The organism is Arthrobacter jiangjiafuii (assembly GCF_018622995.1).
In the GTDB taxonomy this organism is placed as follows: Bacteria; Actinomycetota; Actinomycetes; order Actinomycetales; family Micrococcaceae; genus Arthrobacter_B; species Arthrobacter_B jiangjiafuii.
In genome coordinates this window covers 3,062,121-3,078,225 of the sequence record NZ_CP076022.1, presented here as the reverse complement: position 1 = coordinate 3,078,225, position 16,105 = coordinate 3,062,121, and the positions used below count along the sequence as shown (strand labels likewise).

Genomic DNA, 16,105 nt, shown 5'->3' with positions numbered 1-16,105 from the left:
GCGCGGCGTTCCTCCACCTTGCGGCGCCCAAAACACCCGGTTCCCTGCGAACCGGCGCGCCCGACCACAGGAGTAGAACCATGTCCTTTCATCCTTCCCGTCATTCATTCCACGGCTCAGCGCTGCTGGTCCTTTCCGCGGCAGTCCTGGCAGCCGCCGTGACAAGCGGCTGCACCGCCTCCCCGGAGACACCTGATCCGGTATCGGCCACAGCGTCCGGCACCGCCTCCGCCGCGGCCGGCCCGTCTGCCGGGTCCCCGGACGGAACCTCGGACGGAACCTCGGACCAGGCAGCTTCTCTGAGCATTGCCCACCCGTGGGTGAAGGCAACAGAGGGCGCGATGACCGGAGCCTTCGGCAGCCTTACCAACAGCGGCACCGAGGACCTGCAGGTGGTCGCCGCATCATCACCGCAAGCGGCATCCGTTGAGCTGCATGAAACCGTGCAGCAGGCCGACGGCACCGCAGCCATGGCTGAGAGCGGGGACGGATTTACCATTCCGGCCGGAGAGACCTTCCTGCTGGAGCCCGGAGCGAACCACCTGATGCTCATGGGCCTCGAAAAGCCGGTGCTTGCCGGCGAGGAAATCTCCTTCACACTGACACTTTCCGACGGGAGCACCGTCGAGTTCACGGCTCCGGCGAAGGACTTCGCCGGAGCCAATGAGAGCTATCACGGAGGATAACCGTGACCAGCGATGACAAGGCCCCGGACATCACTGCCGCTGAACCCGGGGACGAGGACGCAGGCAGGGACGCAGACAGGGCTGCAGGCAAAGCCGGCGGCTCCAGCCGCCCGGGCCTGAACCGGCGGCACCTGCTGCTCGGGGGCGCGGCAACCGGACTCGGTGCCCTGGCTGCCGCAGGCATCCAGCTGACCGGAGGCCGCCCCGGTTCCGGGCGGTCCGCTGCAGAGGACGCGGAGCACCGAGCGGAGGCCGCCGGCGCTGGGCTCGATACAACCGGCGCCAACGGCACATCGGTAGTGCCCTTCTACGGGGTAAGGCAGTCGGGAATCGAGACACCGGCGCAGGCCCACGCCGTGTTCCTGGCCCTCGACCTGAAACCGGACCTGACGGCCCAGCGGCTGGCGGCACTCCTGCGGCTCCTCACCGACGATGCCGCCGCCCTGACCCAGGGGCGCCCGGCCCTGGCCGACACCGAACCCGAGCTGGCCGTGCAGCCGGCGCGGCTGACTGTCACCTTTGGGTTCGGGCCGGCACTGGTGGCGCTGGCAGCACCGGAAAAGTCGCCGCCCTGGCTGAAACCACTGCCCGCCTTCGGCATCGACCGGCTGAAGGCGGAGTACACAGGAGGCGACCTGCTGATCCAGATCTGCGCCGATGATCCGGTGGCGGTGGCCCACGCCCGCAGGATGCTGCTAAAGGACAGCCGTTCCTTCGCCTCCCTGCGCTGGGTGCAGCAGGGATTCCTGCACGCCTACGGGGCGGGAACGGCGGGTGCCACTCCGCGCAATCTCTTCGGCCAGAAGGACGGTAGCGGCAACCCCCGGGTGGGAAGCGCGGAGTTTGAACGCGTCGTGTGGGGAGATTCGGCGGTCAAGCCGTGGCTGGAAAACGGCACGTCACTGGTCATCCGGCGCATCGCCATGAACCTGGACACTTGGGATGAACTGGACCGCCGCGGACGTGAAGAGAGCGTGGGGCGAACCTTGGCCAGCGGTGCGCCGCTGACCGGCACGGCAGAACATGACGAACCGGACTTCGCGGCCCGCGGCCCGCTCGGTTTCCCGGTCATCGCCGATTCCTCCCATCTGCGCAGAGCCCGGCCGGAAGATGCGCGGCAGCGCATCTTCCGGCGGCCATACAACTACGACGACGCTCCCGCTGCGGCGGACGGCGCCCCGGGCGGAATCTCGAATTCCGGGCAGATCTTCGTGTCCTACCAGGCCGACGTTGACCGGCAGTTTGTGCCGATCCAGCAGCGGCTGGACCAGCTGGACATCCTCAACGAGTGGACGGTCCCCGTGGGATCGGCGGTGTTTGCGGTGCCTCCCGGCGTGTTCGAAGGAGGATTCGTCGGCGAGCAGCTGTTCTCCTGAGGCCAACTCGGCCCGGTTGAATCAGCGCTCCGCCACGGCTAGGTTGGGAGTAATGATCAGCATGCTGATGTTCCACTGCCGTGTTCCAAGCGGCGGAACCGGCACCTGGTTCAACAAGCACCTGGTTTCTACGGTGAGATGGAGGCAGAAATGACGGACGGCTACGATCCGAACAATGACCCGGCCAACCCCGACAAGCCCAAGGACGCAGGTAAAAACCTGCAGGACACCACGCGGGAAGGTTCCGGCAACGCCGCGCCCAGCACGGAAAAGGGCGCACATGCCAACCCGGATCCCGCGGCCGGGAACATCACCGGGCTCGAGCCCGGCGGGGGAGTGCCACCGGGGGAGACCCCGCCGGCCGAGGACCAGATGAGCATGGACCAGGGGCACGACGAGGACTGACGCCCCGCAACCCCACTGCCGGAACCCCAAGCCCGGAACGAAAGCGGCGGCCGCCACCCGGATTTCCAGGTGGCGGCCGCCGCTTCATTTCGTCCCGGGTTTGATGTGCCACCCGGGCCGGATTCGAGCCCCCGGCCTACCGGGAATCCAGATCCTCGAAGACCAGGAAGGTCTGGGTGTCCAGAATGCCGGGCATGGACTGCAGCTGGTCGAAGATCACCTGCCGCAGGTGCACATTGTCCTGTGCCCGCACCAGCAGGATGACGTCGAAGGACCCGCCCACCAGTGCAATGTGGTGGATTTCCGGGACCGCCCGCAGCTGCTCCTTCAATTCCCGCCAGGAATGCTGGCGCACCTTGAGCGTGACGTAGGCGGAGGACCGCAGTCCGGCCTTCACCGGGTCGACGACGGCGGTGAACCGGCTCAGCACGCCGGTCTCGGTCAGCCGCGCAATCCGTGCATAGGCGTGCGCCCGCGAAATGTGCACGGCCTCCGCCACTGCGGTCACGGATGCCCGACCGTTGGCAGTGAGCTCGGCCAGAATCCCATGGTCGATATCGTCCAGGCGCCGTACCCCGGCTGCTTCCATGACGTCCTTCGCCATAACGTCCACACCCCCTGAGAGTAATCCAGCTCACATCTTCAATCTGTCTGCCAGCGTAGCCGAAAAGGACGGCATCATCCACGATTACGGCATTAGGTGGATACGAATAAGGGTCCGTCAGCATACTGGCATAACAGAACATCCACGGGTGAAGGCGCCTGCGGAATGGCAGCTGATGGAGGCACCATGACTATCTCGACCGGCAACCCGCCCCCCGGCGCTATGCAGGATCCGCACCGGAACGCGCATCCCCAGGCCCCCGGCAGCGCAGGCCTGCTGCCCTCGGAACAGCCCGTCCAGCTCGTGGACCCCGACGGCGTGCACCGCCACGACGACCGCTATCCGCTGCCCGACGGCGAAGCCCTGCTGGCAGCCTACGCCCGGCTGGTTCTCGGCCGGCGTATCAATGACCAGGCCAACGCCCTGGTCCGGCAGGGCCGGCTGGCCGTCTACCCCTCCTCCCACGGCCAGGAAGCCTGCCAGGTGGCCGCCGCCGTCGTCCTCGAAGACCGCGACTGGCTTTTTCCCACCTACCGCGACACCGTCTCCGTGATCACCCGCGGCGTGGAACCGCTGCAGGTGCTGACCCTGCTGCGCGGCGACTGGCATTCCGGCTACGACCCCTACGAACACAACACCGCCCCGCAGGCCACGCCCCTGGCCACCCAGCTGCTGCACGCCGTCGGCGTCGCCCACGCCGCCAAGCTCAAGGGCGAGGACACCGTGGTCCTGGCCATGTGCGGCGACGGCGCCACCAGTGAGGGCGACTTCCACGAGGCGCTGAACTTCGCCGCGGTGTTCCATGTTCCGGTGGTCTTCTTCGTGCAGAACAACGAATACGCCATCTCCGTGCCGCTGAAGAACCAGTCCGTGGCGCCGTCGCTGGCGCACAAGGCGATCGGCTACGGGATGCCCGGCGAGCGGGTGGACGGCAATGACCTGGCCGCGCTGCTCGCGGTGCTCGGCTCCGCCGTCGACCGTGCCCGCGAAGGCCACGGCCCCTCCCTGGTGGAGGCCCACACCTACCGGATGCAGGCGCACACCAACGCCGACGACGCCACCCGCTACCGCACCCAGCAGGACGTTGAGTCCTGGGTGCCGCGCGATCCCATCACCCGGATGCGCACCTACCTGCGCGGGCTGCACCTGCTCGACGACGACGCCGAAGCCCGCTTCGCCGCCGACGCCGAGACCACCGCGGCCCACATGCGCGAGGGCCTGAACACCGACGTCGACCCCGACCCGCAGGAACTTTTCGCCCACGTCTACACGCAGCGCACCACGCAGCTCGCGGAACAGAGCGCCCAACTGCGCGACGAACTCTCGCGCACCGACGGCTGAAAGGCAGCAACCATGACTGTTACCCAGACCCGGGAAGCTCCCGCAGCCGCCGCGGCCCAGCGCGAATCGCTGACCTTCGCCAAGGCCCTGAACACCGCGCTGGCCGATGAAATGGCCGCCGATTCCGCCGTCATCATGTTCGGTGAAGACGTGGGCCCGCTCGGCGGCGTCTTCCGCATCACCGACGGCCTGACCGCCCGGTTCGGCGAGGAGCGCTGCTTCGATACGCCCTTGGCCGAGTCCGGCATCATGGGCATGGCCGTGGGGATGGCCATGAACGGCCTGCGGCCCGTGGTGGAGATGCAGTTCGACGCCTTCGCTTACCCGGCCTTCGAGCAGGTGGTCAGCCACGTCGCCAAGATGTCCAACCGCACCCGCGGCAAGGTCCGCCTGCCGCTGGTCATCCGGATTCCCTACGCCGGCGGCATCGGCGGAGTGGAACACCACTGCGACTCCTCCGAGTCCTATTACGCGCACACCCCGGGGCTGACCGTCGTCGCTCCCGCCACCGTGGCCGATTCTTACACGCTGCTGCGCGAAGCCATCCGGCTGAACGATCCGGTGGTCTTCCTGGAACCCAAAAAGCTGTACTGGACCAAGGAGGACGTGGATCTGGCGGCGCTGCGCAGCCGCTTCGACGCTTCGGGCGGTGATGCTTCGGGCAGCGCAGTTTCAGCGCCCGACGCCGGCCGCCTCCCGGGCGGGATCGGCACCGCTGCCGTGGCCCGGGCCGGTACCGATGCCACCCTGATTGCCTACGGCCCGTCTGTGTCCACCGCGCTGGCCGCAGCCGAAGCCGCCGCAGCGGAAGGCCGGTCGCTGGAAGTGATCGACCTGCGCTCCATCGTGCCGTTCGACGACGAGACGGTGACCGCCTCGGTCCGCCGGACGGGACGCGCCGTAGTCATTTCCGAAGCCCCCGGCTTCGCATCGGTGGCCTCCGAGATCGTCGCCCGCGTGCAGGAGCGCTGCTTCCACTCGCTGGCCGCACCGGTACTGCGGGTCACCGGCTTCGACATTCCCTACCCGGCGCCCAAGCTCGAGCACTGGTTCCTGCCCAGCGTGGACCGCATCCTTGACGCCGTGGACGAACTCCAGTGGGAGGACCGATGAGCGTGCGTACCTTCCTGCTGCCCGATCTGGGCGAAGGCCTGACCGAGGCCGAACTGGTTACCTGGCTGGTGGCCGTCGGCGACGAAATCCTGGTTGACCAGCCGGTCGCCGAGGTGGAAACCGCCAAGTCCCTGGTGGAGGTCCCGTCGCCGTATGCCGGCACCGTGGCCGTGCTGCACGGCGAGGCCGGGCAGACGCTCGACGTCGGGCGGCCGCTGATTTCCGTGGCTCCGGCCGGCGGGAGTGGTTTTGGCCAGGCACCCGATGCAGCTTCCGAGGCCGTTGGAGACACCGGCGCTGCCGCTGACACCGGAGCTGCGCCCGTGGGTCAGAGCGATCCTGCCGGCGAAGCCTACCGTCAGGAGGAGAAGGCAGGATCGGGCAATGTGCTGATTGGCTATGGCACTCCCGGCGGCCTGGCCGTGGCCCGTCGCACCCGCCGGTCCCGGAATGTGGCTGCCGCACCTGCCGGACCTGTAGCTATGCCTGCACCCGCAGCTGCGCCGGCCCCCTTGCCTGTGCCGGCTGCCCCGCCGGCCGAGGCGCCGCGGTGCATCTCGCCGCTGGTCCGCAAACTCGCCCGCGACGGCGGAGTCCGGCTTGGGGGCCTCAGCGGTTCGGGCGCCAATGGACTGATCCTGCGCAGCGACGTGGAAGCAGCCCTGGCTACAGCCATGCCGGCTGGATCCGGCACTTCCCCGAGCATCATCACCAAAACCGACACCGCCGCCGTCGACCCGCGCACCGGCCTGGCCATCGCCTCGCAGACACCGGTCAAGGGACTGCGCAAGACGGTCGCAGCGAACCTGGCCGCCAGCCGCAGCAACATCCCCGAAGCCACCGTCTGGGTGGATGTGGATGCCACGGCCCTGCTGGAGCTCCGCGCGGACCTCAAACGGCGCGACCCCGGGAACACCCCGGGACTGCTGGCTTTCCTGGCCCGCTTTGTCGTGGCCGGGCTGGCGAAATTCCCCGAGCTGAACGCCCGGTTCGACCAGGAAGACAGCGGCGCGCAGATCACCGCCTACGACGGCGTCAACCTGGGCTTCGCCGCGCAGACCGACCGCGGCCTCGTGGTGCCCTCGGTTCGCCGCGCCGATACGATGAGCGCCCGCCAACTGGACGTCGAGATCCGCCGGCTCACGGCGTCGGCCCGGAACGGCAAGGCCACTCCGGCGGAGCTGTCCTCGGGCACCTTCACCCTGAACAACTACGGGGTGTTCGGCGTGGACGGAAGCGCCGCGATCATCAACTATCCGGAATCGGCGATCCTCGGCGTCGGGCGCATCATCGACAAGCCGTGGGTCGTTGACGGGGCGCTGGCGGTGCGGAAAATGACTGAGCTGACCCTCGTGTTTGACCACCGGATCTGCGACGGCGGCACCGCCGGCGGCTTCCTGCGCTACGTGGCGGACGCCATCGAGAATCCCGGCAGCGTGCTCGCCGACCTCTGACCGCAACAATCGCCGCCGGGCACACCATCCATGCACGGCCCGCGATAGGTTGGAGGCAACAAAGAGCTCACCAAACCAAAGGACCGACTCATGACGGACGCAGCAGGGCAGGACACCGCAACGTGGCGGGAGGTCGCCCCGCGGGTGCTGGTCCGCACCAACCCCGGGTACTCGATGAACACGGGCCTGGTCATCGGCGACGAGTGTGCCCTGGTTGTTGACACCGGCGCCGGCCCGCGGCAGGGCCAGGCCATTCTGGCGGCCGTCCGGGAACGCACCGATCTGCCGCTGATCGCGGTCAATACTCACGCGCACTTTGACCATTACTTCGGCAACGCCGTCCTCGCTGCCAATGGAGTGGAGGACATTTGGGCCACCAGCCGCTGCGCCGCCGTCATCGCGGAATCCGGCGACTCCCAGCGTCCCGCCGTCGCCGGCCTGGAACCTGAGATGGCCGCCGGACAAGGCAAGTACACAGATATTGTCGTACCCAACCAGCTGGTGGACGGTGCCCCCGTTGACCTGGATCTGGGCGGCATCTCCGTGACGCTGTTCCATCTGGGCCGCGGCCATACCGACCATGACCTGCTGGTGGGAGCCGGCGAGGTGCTGTTCACCGGAGACCTGCTGGAACAGGGTGCGGATCCGAACTTCGATGATTCCTTCCCGAAGGAATGGATCCGCACCCTGGGCAAGGTGGCGGCGCTGGACGATCTCTACAACGTGTTCGTGCCCGGCCACGGCGCTCCGGTGACCGTGGACTTCGTGACCACGCAGATGAACAAGATGCGTACCGCCGTCGCCGTGACCCGCAGCGCCATGGAACAGGCGTCAGTGGATATGACCAAGGCGATTCCGATCCTGCCCTATGGCCCGGAGCAGTCCAGGGCGCTGTTGATGCGGCTGCGGACCCTGGCCCGGTGGAAGTGGCTGAAGCAGTAACGGCGGTACCCTGAACCGGTGCCTGCCGAATCCTTCAGCCTCAAAACGATAGCCGTTCCGGCCTTCGGGCCGACCCTGCTGTACGGCCTGGCCACCGGCGCCATCCTGCCGGTGATCGCGCTGACCGCCCGGGACCTGGGGGCCAGCGTGGCGGTGGCAGCCCTGGTCATCACCCTGACCGGCATCGGCTCCCTGCTCACCAATGTCCCGGCGACCGTGCTGACCACCCGGTTCGGCGAGAAGTGGGCGCTGGTGATTGCCGCGCTGTGGTGTTCGGCAGCCATGGCCACCGCCGCCCTGGCCCCGGTGCTGTGGCTCTTTGCCCTGGCCGTGTTCATGGTGGGCATGGCCGGCTCCGTCTTCGGCCTGGCCCGGCAGAGCTACCTGACCGAGGCCGTCCCGCTGTATTACCGGGCCCGGGCACTGTCCACTCTTGGCGGGGTGAACCGGATCGGCGTGTTCGCCGGCCCCTTTGCCGCCGCCGGCGTCATCCACTTCGCCGGTACCTCCGGCGCCTACTGGGTGGGTGCCGGAGCGGCTCTGCTGGCCGCCGCCATCAGCCTGAAGGTGCCCGAGCTGCGGGTTCCGGCCGGCGTCGGCCGTGCCGGTGCCGGTGGCGGCGGCGGACCCGGCGGTCCTGCAGCCAGCCGCGCCGGAACCGGTTCCGGAGCTGTCCTGCCGGCGCCCACCGTGCGCTCCGTGCTGCGCAGCCACGGCCGGGTGTTCCGGACCCTGGGCCTTGGCATCCTGCTGATCGCCGCGGTGCGCGCGTCCCGGCAGGCAGTGATTCCCCTCTGGGCCCAGCACATCGGCCTGGACCCCACCCAGACCGCGCTGATCTACGGGCTCTCCGGCGCCATCGACATGCTGATTTTCTATCCGGCCGGCAAGGCCATGGACGCCTGGGGTCGACGCTGGGTAGCCGTGCCCTGCATGCTGATCATGGCCGCCGGGCTGGGTCTGATGCCGCTGACCGGCGACAGCACGGGGTTGCTGCTGGTGTCCCTGCTGATCGGCTTTGGCAATGGCATCGGCTCCGGGATCGTGATGACCCTGGGGGCCGACTTCTCACCCTCCCCGGGACGCCCGCAGTTCCTGGGGATCTGGCGGCTGCTCGCGGACAGCGGCACCATGGCCGGGCCCGCGCTGCTCTCGGCGGTCACCGCCCTGGCCTCGCTTTCGGCTGGCATCGGCGCAACGGCGGTGTTGGGCCTGCTCGGTGCGGTGGCGCTGTGGCGCTGGGTGCCCAAGGGCAAGCCGGTGTATGGGCAGGCTGCCGGCACGCAGACCGGCACCCGGCCAGGGGTTACCGGGCCGGATCGCCCGCCTGCATAGAAAACAAAGCGCAGGCCAGGGCGCTGAGGACGTACCCGACGCCCACGATCAGGCCCAGTCCGGACCAGAAGTACAACTGCAGGGTGCCGCTGCTGCCCAGGATCGTGGTGCCGCTGATCGCGTACACGTACGTCCCCACGCTCATCAGCAGCGCCAGCAGTCCCGGGATCCAACAGACCGCGGCAAATATCTGGACACCGCCGCGCCTCCGGCCTCCGGGCGGCCAGTAGTTCCAGTCCGGCGCAGTCCGCATCATCACGAGCCCGCCGATCAGCGTCCACGCGCCCACCACCAGGAAGGAGGCGACGACGTCGGCCGGGCGGTGCCACAGATTTACGAACGTCGCCGCGCCGGCAAGCACCGCGTAGCTGCCGCCGACCGCCGCAACGGCGGGCCGCCAGCGCGGGGAGGCCAGCAGGAACACGACCGCCGCAGCGGAGGCCGCCAGCGTCGTGTGGCCCGACGGCAGCGAGTTGAAGTCCAGGGTGGCGACGCCGCGGTCGGGACGGTCCAGGAACAGCCGCTTCAGCAGCTGGCTGGTGATGTTCGCCGCCGCGAAGGTACCCAGCGCAATTACTGCGGGGGCCAGGCGCCGTCGTCGGATCGTCACTATCAGCATCACCGCGCCGGCGATGAACACGGAGAGCATCGGCAGCTCGTCCAGGAACGCCAGGACGGGCAGCTGCGCGGCGGGGGCTGCCACCTCAGCCTCGCGCCACGCTGTCTCATCGGCCAGCTGACCCGTAGTGGTGCGGACAAATGCCCAGTAGGTTACAGCCACCCCGGCAGCGCACAGCAGGGCTCCGAACAGGAACATAGCGATGTTGTGGGCAGGCGGACGCTGGATCGGAGCACGGCTGTTCAGGAGGTTGCGGGTATTCATTGCCTCCTAGTCTGCCATTGGAAGATGGCTCTTGCCTGAACGTGTGTCGGGGCCTTCGCTCATGCCGGTCCGGGCGGGCTCCGGGACTAGGCTGAAAGGGTGGCTATCCCTGAAATTTCCCCGGTGTCCGGTCCCCGCCCCGAGCTGGCCGAGCTGCTGGCAGCGGCCCGGGTGGTTTCCGTTCCGATGCGGGTGCGCTTCCGCGGCATCCTGCACCGCGAGGCGCTGCTGATCCCCGGCCCCGCCGGCTGGGGCGAGTTCTCGCCGTTCCCTGAATACGACGACGTCGAGGCCGCGCCCTGGCTCGCGGCCGCCCTGGAAGCGGCGGGGGAGGGCTATCCCGAACCGGTCCGTGACTCGGTGCCGGTCAACGGCACGGTACCCGCGGTCGGGGTGGAGCAGGTCGAAGCCGTGCTGGCCCGGTTCGGAGCCGTCCCGGCGGTGAAGGTGAAGGTCGCCGAGCGCGGCCAGACCGTCGCCGAGGACCTGGCCCGGGTGGCCGAGGTCCGCCGGCTGCTGCCCGACGCCGGGATCCGGGTGGATGCCAACGGCGGCTGGGACGTGCCCACCGCCGTCGGCGCCCTGGAAGCCCTGGCCGAAGCCGGACTGGAATACGCCGAACAGCCGGTTCCTGACATCGCCGGGCTGCGGGCCGTGCGGCTGGAACTGGCCCGCCGCGGGATTCCGGTGCTGGTCGCCGCCGATGAAAGCGTGCGCAAGGAAACCGATCCGCTGCGCGTGGCCCGCGAGGACGCCGCCGATCTGATCGTGGTCAAGGTGGCGCCGCTGGGCGGGGTGCGCCGGGCACTGGAGATTGTGGCGGCGGCCGGGCTGCCCGCCGTCGTGAGTTCCGCGCTGGACACATCGGTGGGGATCCGCGCCGGTGTCGCCCTGGCTGCATCCCTGCCCGAACTGCCCTACGCCTGCGGGCTGGGCACGCTGTCGCTGATGAGCGGGGATGTCTCCGGGGAACTGATGCTGCCCGACGGCGGTGCCTTGGCGGTGCGCGACGTGCCGGTGTCCGGGGAGTTGCTGGAACGCTGGGCTGCCAGCCCGGAGGTCACCCAGTGGTGGCTGGACCGGCTGGGGCGGGTCTACGGGCAGCTGGCTGAGCGATAAGGGGCGATAGAGGTAGGCGCCGGGGCACTCGGTGACTCTTGCCCGCCATATCTGCACCCTCGAGACTTTCCGCCCTCCTTGTGACGACCGAGGGTGCAGCTCTGGTGGCTCCCGCGCTGTTGATCACACCGAGGGTGCAGCTCTGGTGGCTCCCGCGGCGGTTTGCTCAGCGTATGTGCGCACTCGATGACTCCTGCCCGCCATATCTGCACCCTCGGGACTTTCCACCGTCCTTGTGACCACCGAGGGTCCAGCTGTGGTGGCTTCTGCTGCCGGTTTTCCTAAACCGGCTCCCAACCGGCCCCAGCCGGTCGAGTGCGGAAAGCCCACCGTCTTTTCAGCCTCAAATACGATGAATCCAATGTGGGTGGGACAAGAAATGGACGATTTGGTGGTCAAAACCTGGTGGTTCCATTTGGTAAAAACCGATGGGTATTTCGGCTGGGTGAACGACGTCTTCGATCTAATTACACGCCCAAGGAATAAAGGAGAATGGCCCATCAGGCATGAGCGGTTTCCCCGGCGGTGGCCTCTGCCTTGGCTGAAATAGTCTATGCTTCCGACACAGAAGGTGCACCCGAGAGACCAGAGCCACATGGAAGTGCTTCAAGACGTGTTAGGAGAGGTAATGAAATGATTTCAGTACGATATGTTGCCGCAGTTTTGGTGCTGCTTCTAGGCCTCGCCGGGTGTGCGCGCGATTCCTCAGCGGTACCGGCACATACGAGTTCAACGGAAGGGGAGACGCCCGGGGCAAAAGAGTTGATGTGGCAGGAAGCCAAGGCGCGAACACAAGCTATGGAATTGGAAATCGTCAATTCGATTCCCGAAGGCAAAGTAGTCAAGGTCGATCTGAAGGCGACCGGCACTTTGCTCAATTGTGGCGGTCCTTTAGTTAACTGGAACGGGGGGACCATCGTTACTTTGAGTGCTGGGACAGAGCTAGAGCCTCTTGTCAGGGCGCTTGAAGCGAAGTACCAGGACAGTCGGTTCACCATTAAAACGCGTGACCCCTCTCCGGCGGGAAGCTATGAAGTCCAGTTGCGCTCTCCGGACACCGCGGAAATCTACATCATTGGCGCGGGATGGGATCCCGATACGATCCTTATTACCTCAAGTTCTGAATGCTTCACGTGGCCTGAGGGTGAGTATAAAGGCGGAAAGTTCTAGACATTTGCTTGACGTCGCACTCCGAGAGGTATTGGAATGATTCGGGCACGATACACGGCTGCGGTTTTGGTGCTGCTGCTCAGCCTCGCCGGGTGCGCACGCGATTCGTAAGGGTGGGGACTTCCAAGATCCCCTAGGTGGTGAGTGCTGGCTGGAGGCAGCCACATATTTGGGCTCGCCGTCGGCCGGTCCGGTGCAGGCGGGCGCCTGCGCTGCTAGTCCTGGGGTGCGTGGACCACGAGCACCGGGCAGGTGGCCTGGGCGATGAGGGAGGAACTGACCGAGCCCAGGAGCAGTCCGCCGAACCCGCCGCGTCCGCGCCGGCCGACAACGAGCATGTCGGCCGTTTTGCCGGCCTCGATCAGTGAGGACTTCGGCTCTCCCTTGATGAGCCGGGTCCGGACGTTATCCGGCGTCTGGGGTCCGAAGGCGCGTGAAACTGCCTCGTCGAGAGTCTTGCGGGCGTTCTCTTCAAAACCGTCGATTCCCATGATCACGTAGCCGTCGTACATCTGCGGAAATTCCCAGCAGGCAATCGCCTCAACTTCAGCATTCATCGGCCCTGCCAGCACTTGGGCCTGCCGCAGCGCTTCGACCGAGGCTTCAGAGCCGTCGACGCCAACAATGATTTTTGTGAATCCGTATTCGGCGGCCATGAAATCTCCAATAGTTAGGGGCTTCCTAACCTACGCGGAGTTCCGGGGAACCAGAATCCGGTGTCTTCGGGCATATCGAACATGACGAACAGCCAGCGGGCCTGTGCGGGTTCGCCGCGTCGGCGTAGCGTTAGGGTCCGTGAACGATGTGTCACTGCCGCAGCGCCTGACCCGGGCCGTGGGCGAAAGCCCCGTCTCCGAACGGGACGCTGCCGCACAGGAATTCCTTTACCGGCCGGTGCTCGACTGGGTTCGGCGGAGCCCCTTTTCACACAGCCGTCCTGGGACACTCGATCCATCCGCCGCTCACCGACCTGACACTCGGGCGCTGGGTCAGCGTCCATTCTGGACCTGGCCGGAGGAGCTCAGACGCGGCACGGTGCAACGCTCCTTCTCGGGACAGGGCGGGCGGCACCTGTACCCACCGCGTTCGCCGGTGCCAGTGACTGGGCGGGCATCTGGCGCTCAACCGTGGAACCGCCCGCCGGGCCACCGCTGCGGCCTGACGACGTCGGCAGCTACGCTGGGCAAACTTCAGACATCCAGCCCAGCTCCGAGGAGTCCCCATGCCCGACTATGGCCGCGACCTTTTGTTCGGCGCCTTCCTCACCCCGGATGCATCCCCGCCTCACCGGGCAGTCGAACTGGTGGTCGCAGCCGAGGCTGCGGGGCTGGACCTTGCCACGTTCCAGGACCATCCGTACCAGCCGCGGTTCCTGGACACCTGGACGCTGCTGTCCTATGCGGCGGCCTGCACGCAGCGGATCACGCTGGCCACCAATGTGCTGAACCTGCCCCTGCGGCAGCCGGTGGTCGTGGCGCGCAGCGCCGCCAGCCTGGATCTGCTCAGCGGCGGAAGATTCGAGCTCGGGCTCGGCGCCGGAGCGTTCTGGGATGCAATCGTGGCGATGGGCGGGCAGCGGCTTGATCCGGGAAAAGCGGTCACCGGCCTGGCCGAAGCCATCCGGATCATCCGCGGCGTCTGGGACGTGTCCGAACGGACCCCGCTGGTCGCGGACGGAACGATTCACTCCGTTCACGGGGCCAAGCGCGGCCCGGCGCCGGCGCACGACGTCGGCATCTGGCTTGGCGCCTACAAGCCCCGCATGCTCCGGCTCACCGGTGAAACCGCGGACGGCTGGGTGCCCACGCTGGGTTATCTGCCCGGCGGGCCGGGGGATTTGGCGGCTCTGAACGCCAGGATCGACGACGCTGCCGGCGCCGCGGGCCGCGATCCCGCCGTCGTGCGCCGGCTTTTGAACATCAGCGGAACCTTCACGGACGCAGGCGGCGGGCTGCTGCACGGACCGGCCGCCCAGTGGGCCGGGGAGCTGGCGGAGGTCGCCCTGGAGTACGGAACCTCCGGGTTCATCCTCGCCACCGACAGCGCGGCGGACCTGGCCCGCTTCGGCCAGGAGGTGGCCCCGGAAGTCAGGGCGCTGGTCGCTGCCGCCCGTCCGGGCGGCGTATAAACACAGACCCGAAACAATCCACAACATGATGGAAACAATGAACTGCGATTCTGATCCGCATGGAGGCGAACCAATGCCCTAAAGCCTCGCTGGACGGGAATCCGCCGAGCGGCCTCCGCAATCTTTCCGTTGTAGCGGAAATGAGCGTTCAGAACGGAGGAGTCGGTCCATGACGTTAGATCATGTGGATATTGCGATCATCAATGGGTACGTCTTGCCTATGAATAATAAGGCGCCGATAAGCCATGGCGTGGTGACCATCAGGAACGGGATGATCGCCGGGGTTGGCGAGGCGGGATCCGTTGATGTAAGCGGCGCCAAGCGGGTCATTGATGCCAAGGGCGGGGCCATTATGCCCGGCCTCATCAATTCCCACACGCACAATGCATCGAACATGCTCCTGCGCAGCTTGGACGAAGATGCTGAGCTGTGGTCCTGGCTGGAATCCATGTGGAAGCTTAAGCGGAATTTCGACCCTGAAACGCTTTACTGGGCGAGCCTTTGCGGGCTGATCGAAATGGTGCGATCCGGAATCACGTGCTTTAACGAGCACTTTGATGCGTATGCCGTGGAACCGGAGGCCGAAGCGCTGAAGGTGATTCCACTGCGCGCGACCCTCGGCTATGGATTTGCCGACCGCGGCATCTATGAGCCCATATCGCAGTGGTCATGGAATGCCCTGGAACATTTCGAGGAAAAGGTGGCCCGCCATCATCTCTCGGCCGAGGGGCGGATCCATGTGGCTCTGTCACCCCACGCACCGTATTCCGTGGGGGAGGAAATGTGGAAGCTGACACGGACCGTCGCCGATGACCACAGCGTCTCCATACACACCCACCTGGCTGAGGGCATGAACGAAGTCCGATACATGGAGCAGACCTACGGCACCACCAGTGTGCAGTGGCTGGAGTCCCTGGGCTTCCTGGGACCGGATGTCACCGCCGCACACTGCACCCGGCTGAATGACGTGGACCGCAGCATCATGGCGGAACGGGGCGTGAAGATCGCGCACTGTCCGGTCAGCAACGCGAAGCTGGTCTCCGGCACCCTGGACCTGGGGGCGGTAGTGGACGCCGGAATTACCGTGGGGCTGGCGACAGACGGCCCGGCCAGCCACAACACCATGGACATGTTCCAGGAAATGAAATTCGCCGGGCTGATCCACAAGGACCGGACGCAGGATCCGCTGTTCCTGCCCACGCGACAGCTCCTGAACCTGGCCACCACGGGTTCGGCCGCGGCGATGCACCGCCCGGACCTCGGACAGCTGGCAACGGGACACCCGGCCGATGTCATCGTCGTCGACTTCGACACGGCCCATACGCTCCCGGTGTACGACCCGGAATCGACCCTGGTCTATTCCAGCCGGGCTGACGATGTCCGGTTCACCATTGTGGGCGGCAATGTACTGCTTGATGACAAGCAGATCCCCGGCGTGGACGAGGGCGAGGTGCGGCGCCGCTTTGCTGAAAGCGCGCATGCCCTGAGAGCCCGCAGCCTGGCCTGACAGCGCCACCCCACTTCCCATCCTCCGTTTGAAAGGGGCCGG

The 16,105-nt window shown here is 67.0% G+C and carries 15 protein-coding genes; 12 read left to right on the top strand and 3 right to left on the bottom strand.

The annotated features are described in order from the left end of the window. Positions 1 to 80 precede the first annotated feature (80 nt). The 3 genes from KKR91_RS14430 (at position 81) to KKR91_RS14420 (ending at position 2,467) form a co-directional block, all read left to right on the top strand. The gene (locus KKR91_RS14430; RefSeq protein WP_210227761.1) at positions 81 to 686 is read left to right on the top strand and encodes a copper chaperone PCu(A)C; all 606 of its coding nucleotides are present in this window, start codon (positions 81 to 83) and stop codon (positions 684 to 686) included. A gap of 2 nt (positions 687 to 688) precedes the next feature. After that, on the top strand, positions 689 to 2,062 hold the full coding sequence (locus tag KKR91_RS14425) for a Dyp-type peroxidase (protein ID WP_420481401.1): 1,374 nt from the start codon (positions 689 to 691) through the stop codon (positions 2,060 to 2,062). A gap of 150 nt (positions 2,063 to 2,212) precedes the next feature. Then, on the top strand, positions 2,213 to 2,467 hold the full coding sequence (locus KKR91_RS14420) for a DUF6480 family protein (protein WP_210227762.1): 255 nt from the start codon (positions 2,213 to 2,215) through the stop codon (positions 2,465 to 2,467). A 136-nt stretch (positions 2,468 to 2,603) separates the two neighbouring features. Here KKR91_RS14420 and KKR91_RS14415 read toward each other — a convergent pair whose 3' ends face one another. Further along, a complete protein-coding gene (locus tag KKR91_RS14415; protein WP_237687392.1) occupies positions 2,604 to 3,071 on the bottom strand; it encodes an Lrp/AsnC family transcriptional regulator in 468 nt (155 codons plus the stop codon). Between the two features lie 186 nt (positions 3,072 to 3,257). Here KKR91_RS14415 and pdhA point away from each other — a divergent pair, with 186 nt between their 5' ends. From pdhA to KKR91_RS14390, 5 genes are all read left to right on the top strand, one after another. After that, positions 3,258 to 4,412 carry a pyruvate dehydrogenase (acetyl-transferring) E1 component subunit alpha gene (gene pdhA / locus KKR91_RS14410; RefSeq protein WP_420481400.1) on the top strand — a complete coding sequence of 385 codons (1,155 nt, stop codon included), beginning with the start codon at positions 3,258 to 3,260 and terminating at the stop codon, positions 4,410 to 4,412. A 12-nt stretch (positions 4,413 to 4,424) separates the two neighbouring features. After that, positions 4,425 to 5,525, top strand: a complete 1,101-nt coding sequence (locus KKR91_RS14405) for an alpha-ketoacid dehydrogenase subunit beta (protein ID WP_210227763.1) — start codon at positions 4,425 to 4,427, stop codon at positions 5,523 to 5,525. Next, the gene (locus KKR91_RS14400) at positions 5,522 to 6,979 is read left to right on the top strand and encodes a dihydrolipoamide acetyltransferase family protein (RefSeq protein ID WP_210227764.1); all 1,458 of its coding nucleotides are present in this window, start codon (positions 5,522 to 5,524) and stop codon (positions 6,977 to 6,979) included. The genes KKR91_RS14405 and KKR91_RS14400 overlap by 4 nt, the downstream gene beginning before the upstream one ends. A 90-nt stretch (positions 6,980 to 7,069) precedes the next feature. After that, a complete protein-coding gene (locus KKR91_RS14395; RefSeq protein WP_210227765.1) occupies positions 7,070 to 7,921 on the top strand; it encodes an MBL fold metallo-hydrolase in 852 nt (283 codons plus the stop codon). Positions 7,922 to 7,939: 18 nt separating this feature from the next. Further along, positions 7,940 to 9,256: an MFS transporter gene (locus KKR91_RS14390; RefSeq protein WP_210227766.1), complete on the top strand. Its 1,317-nt coding sequence runs from the start codon at positions 7,940 to 7,942 to the stop codon at positions 9,254 to 9,256. Here the strand turns inward: KKR91_RS14390 and KKR91_RS14385 are convergent. Next, positions 9,228 to 10,139, bottom strand: coding sequence for a phosphatase PAP2 family protein (locus KKR91_RS14385; protein WP_210227767.1), 912 nt, complete (start codon positions 10,137 to 10,139; stop codon positions 9,228 to 9,230). The genes KKR91_RS14390 and KKR91_RS14385 overlap by 29 nt on opposite strands. 99 nt (positions 10,140 to 10,238) lie before the next feature. Here KKR91_RS14385 and KKR91_RS14380 point away from each other — a divergent pair, with 99 nt between their 5' ends. Beyond that, entirely contained in the window at positions 10,239 to 11,258 is a 1,020-nt protein-coding gene (locus tag KKR91_RS14380; RefSeq protein ID WP_273544900.1) for an o-succinylbenzoate synthase, read from the top strand. Between the two features lie 633 nt (positions 11,259 to 11,891). Beyond that, positions 11,892 to 12,428, top strand: a complete 537-nt coding sequence (locus tag KKR91_RS14375) for a hypothetical protein (RefSeq protein ID WP_210227769.1) — start codon at positions 11,892 to 11,894, stop codon at positions 12,426 to 12,428. A gap of 215 nt (positions 12,429 to 12,643) precedes the next feature. On the opposite strand, the gene KKR91_RS14370 is transcribed toward KKR91_RS14375, so the two are convergent. Beyond that, a complete protein-coding gene (locus KKR91_RS14370) occupies positions 12,644 to 13,084 on the bottom strand; it encodes a universal stress protein (RefSeq protein ID WP_210227770.1) in 441 nt (146 codons plus the stop codon). Positions 13,085 to 13,650: 566 nt separating this feature from the next. On the opposite strand from KKR91_RS14370, the gene KKR91_RS14365 reads away from it, so the two are divergent. Both KKR91_RS14365 and KKR91_RS14360 read left to right on the top strand, forming a co-directional pair. Continuing rightward, complete coding sequence (locus KKR91_RS14365) at positions 13,651 to 14,556, top strand: LLM class flavin-dependent oxidoreductase (RefSeq protein WP_210227771.1); 906 nt, start codon at positions 13,651 to 13,653, stop codon at positions 14,554 to 14,556. A 169-nt stretch (positions 14,557 to 14,725) separates the two neighbouring features. Continuing rightward, complete coding sequence (locus tag KKR91_RS14360) at positions 14,726 to 16,063, top strand: amidohydrolase family protein (protein ID WP_210227772.1); 1,338 nt, start codon at positions 14,726 to 14,728, stop codon at positions 16,061 to 16,063. The last annotated feature ends 42 nt before the right edge of the window (positions 16,064 to 16,105 follow it).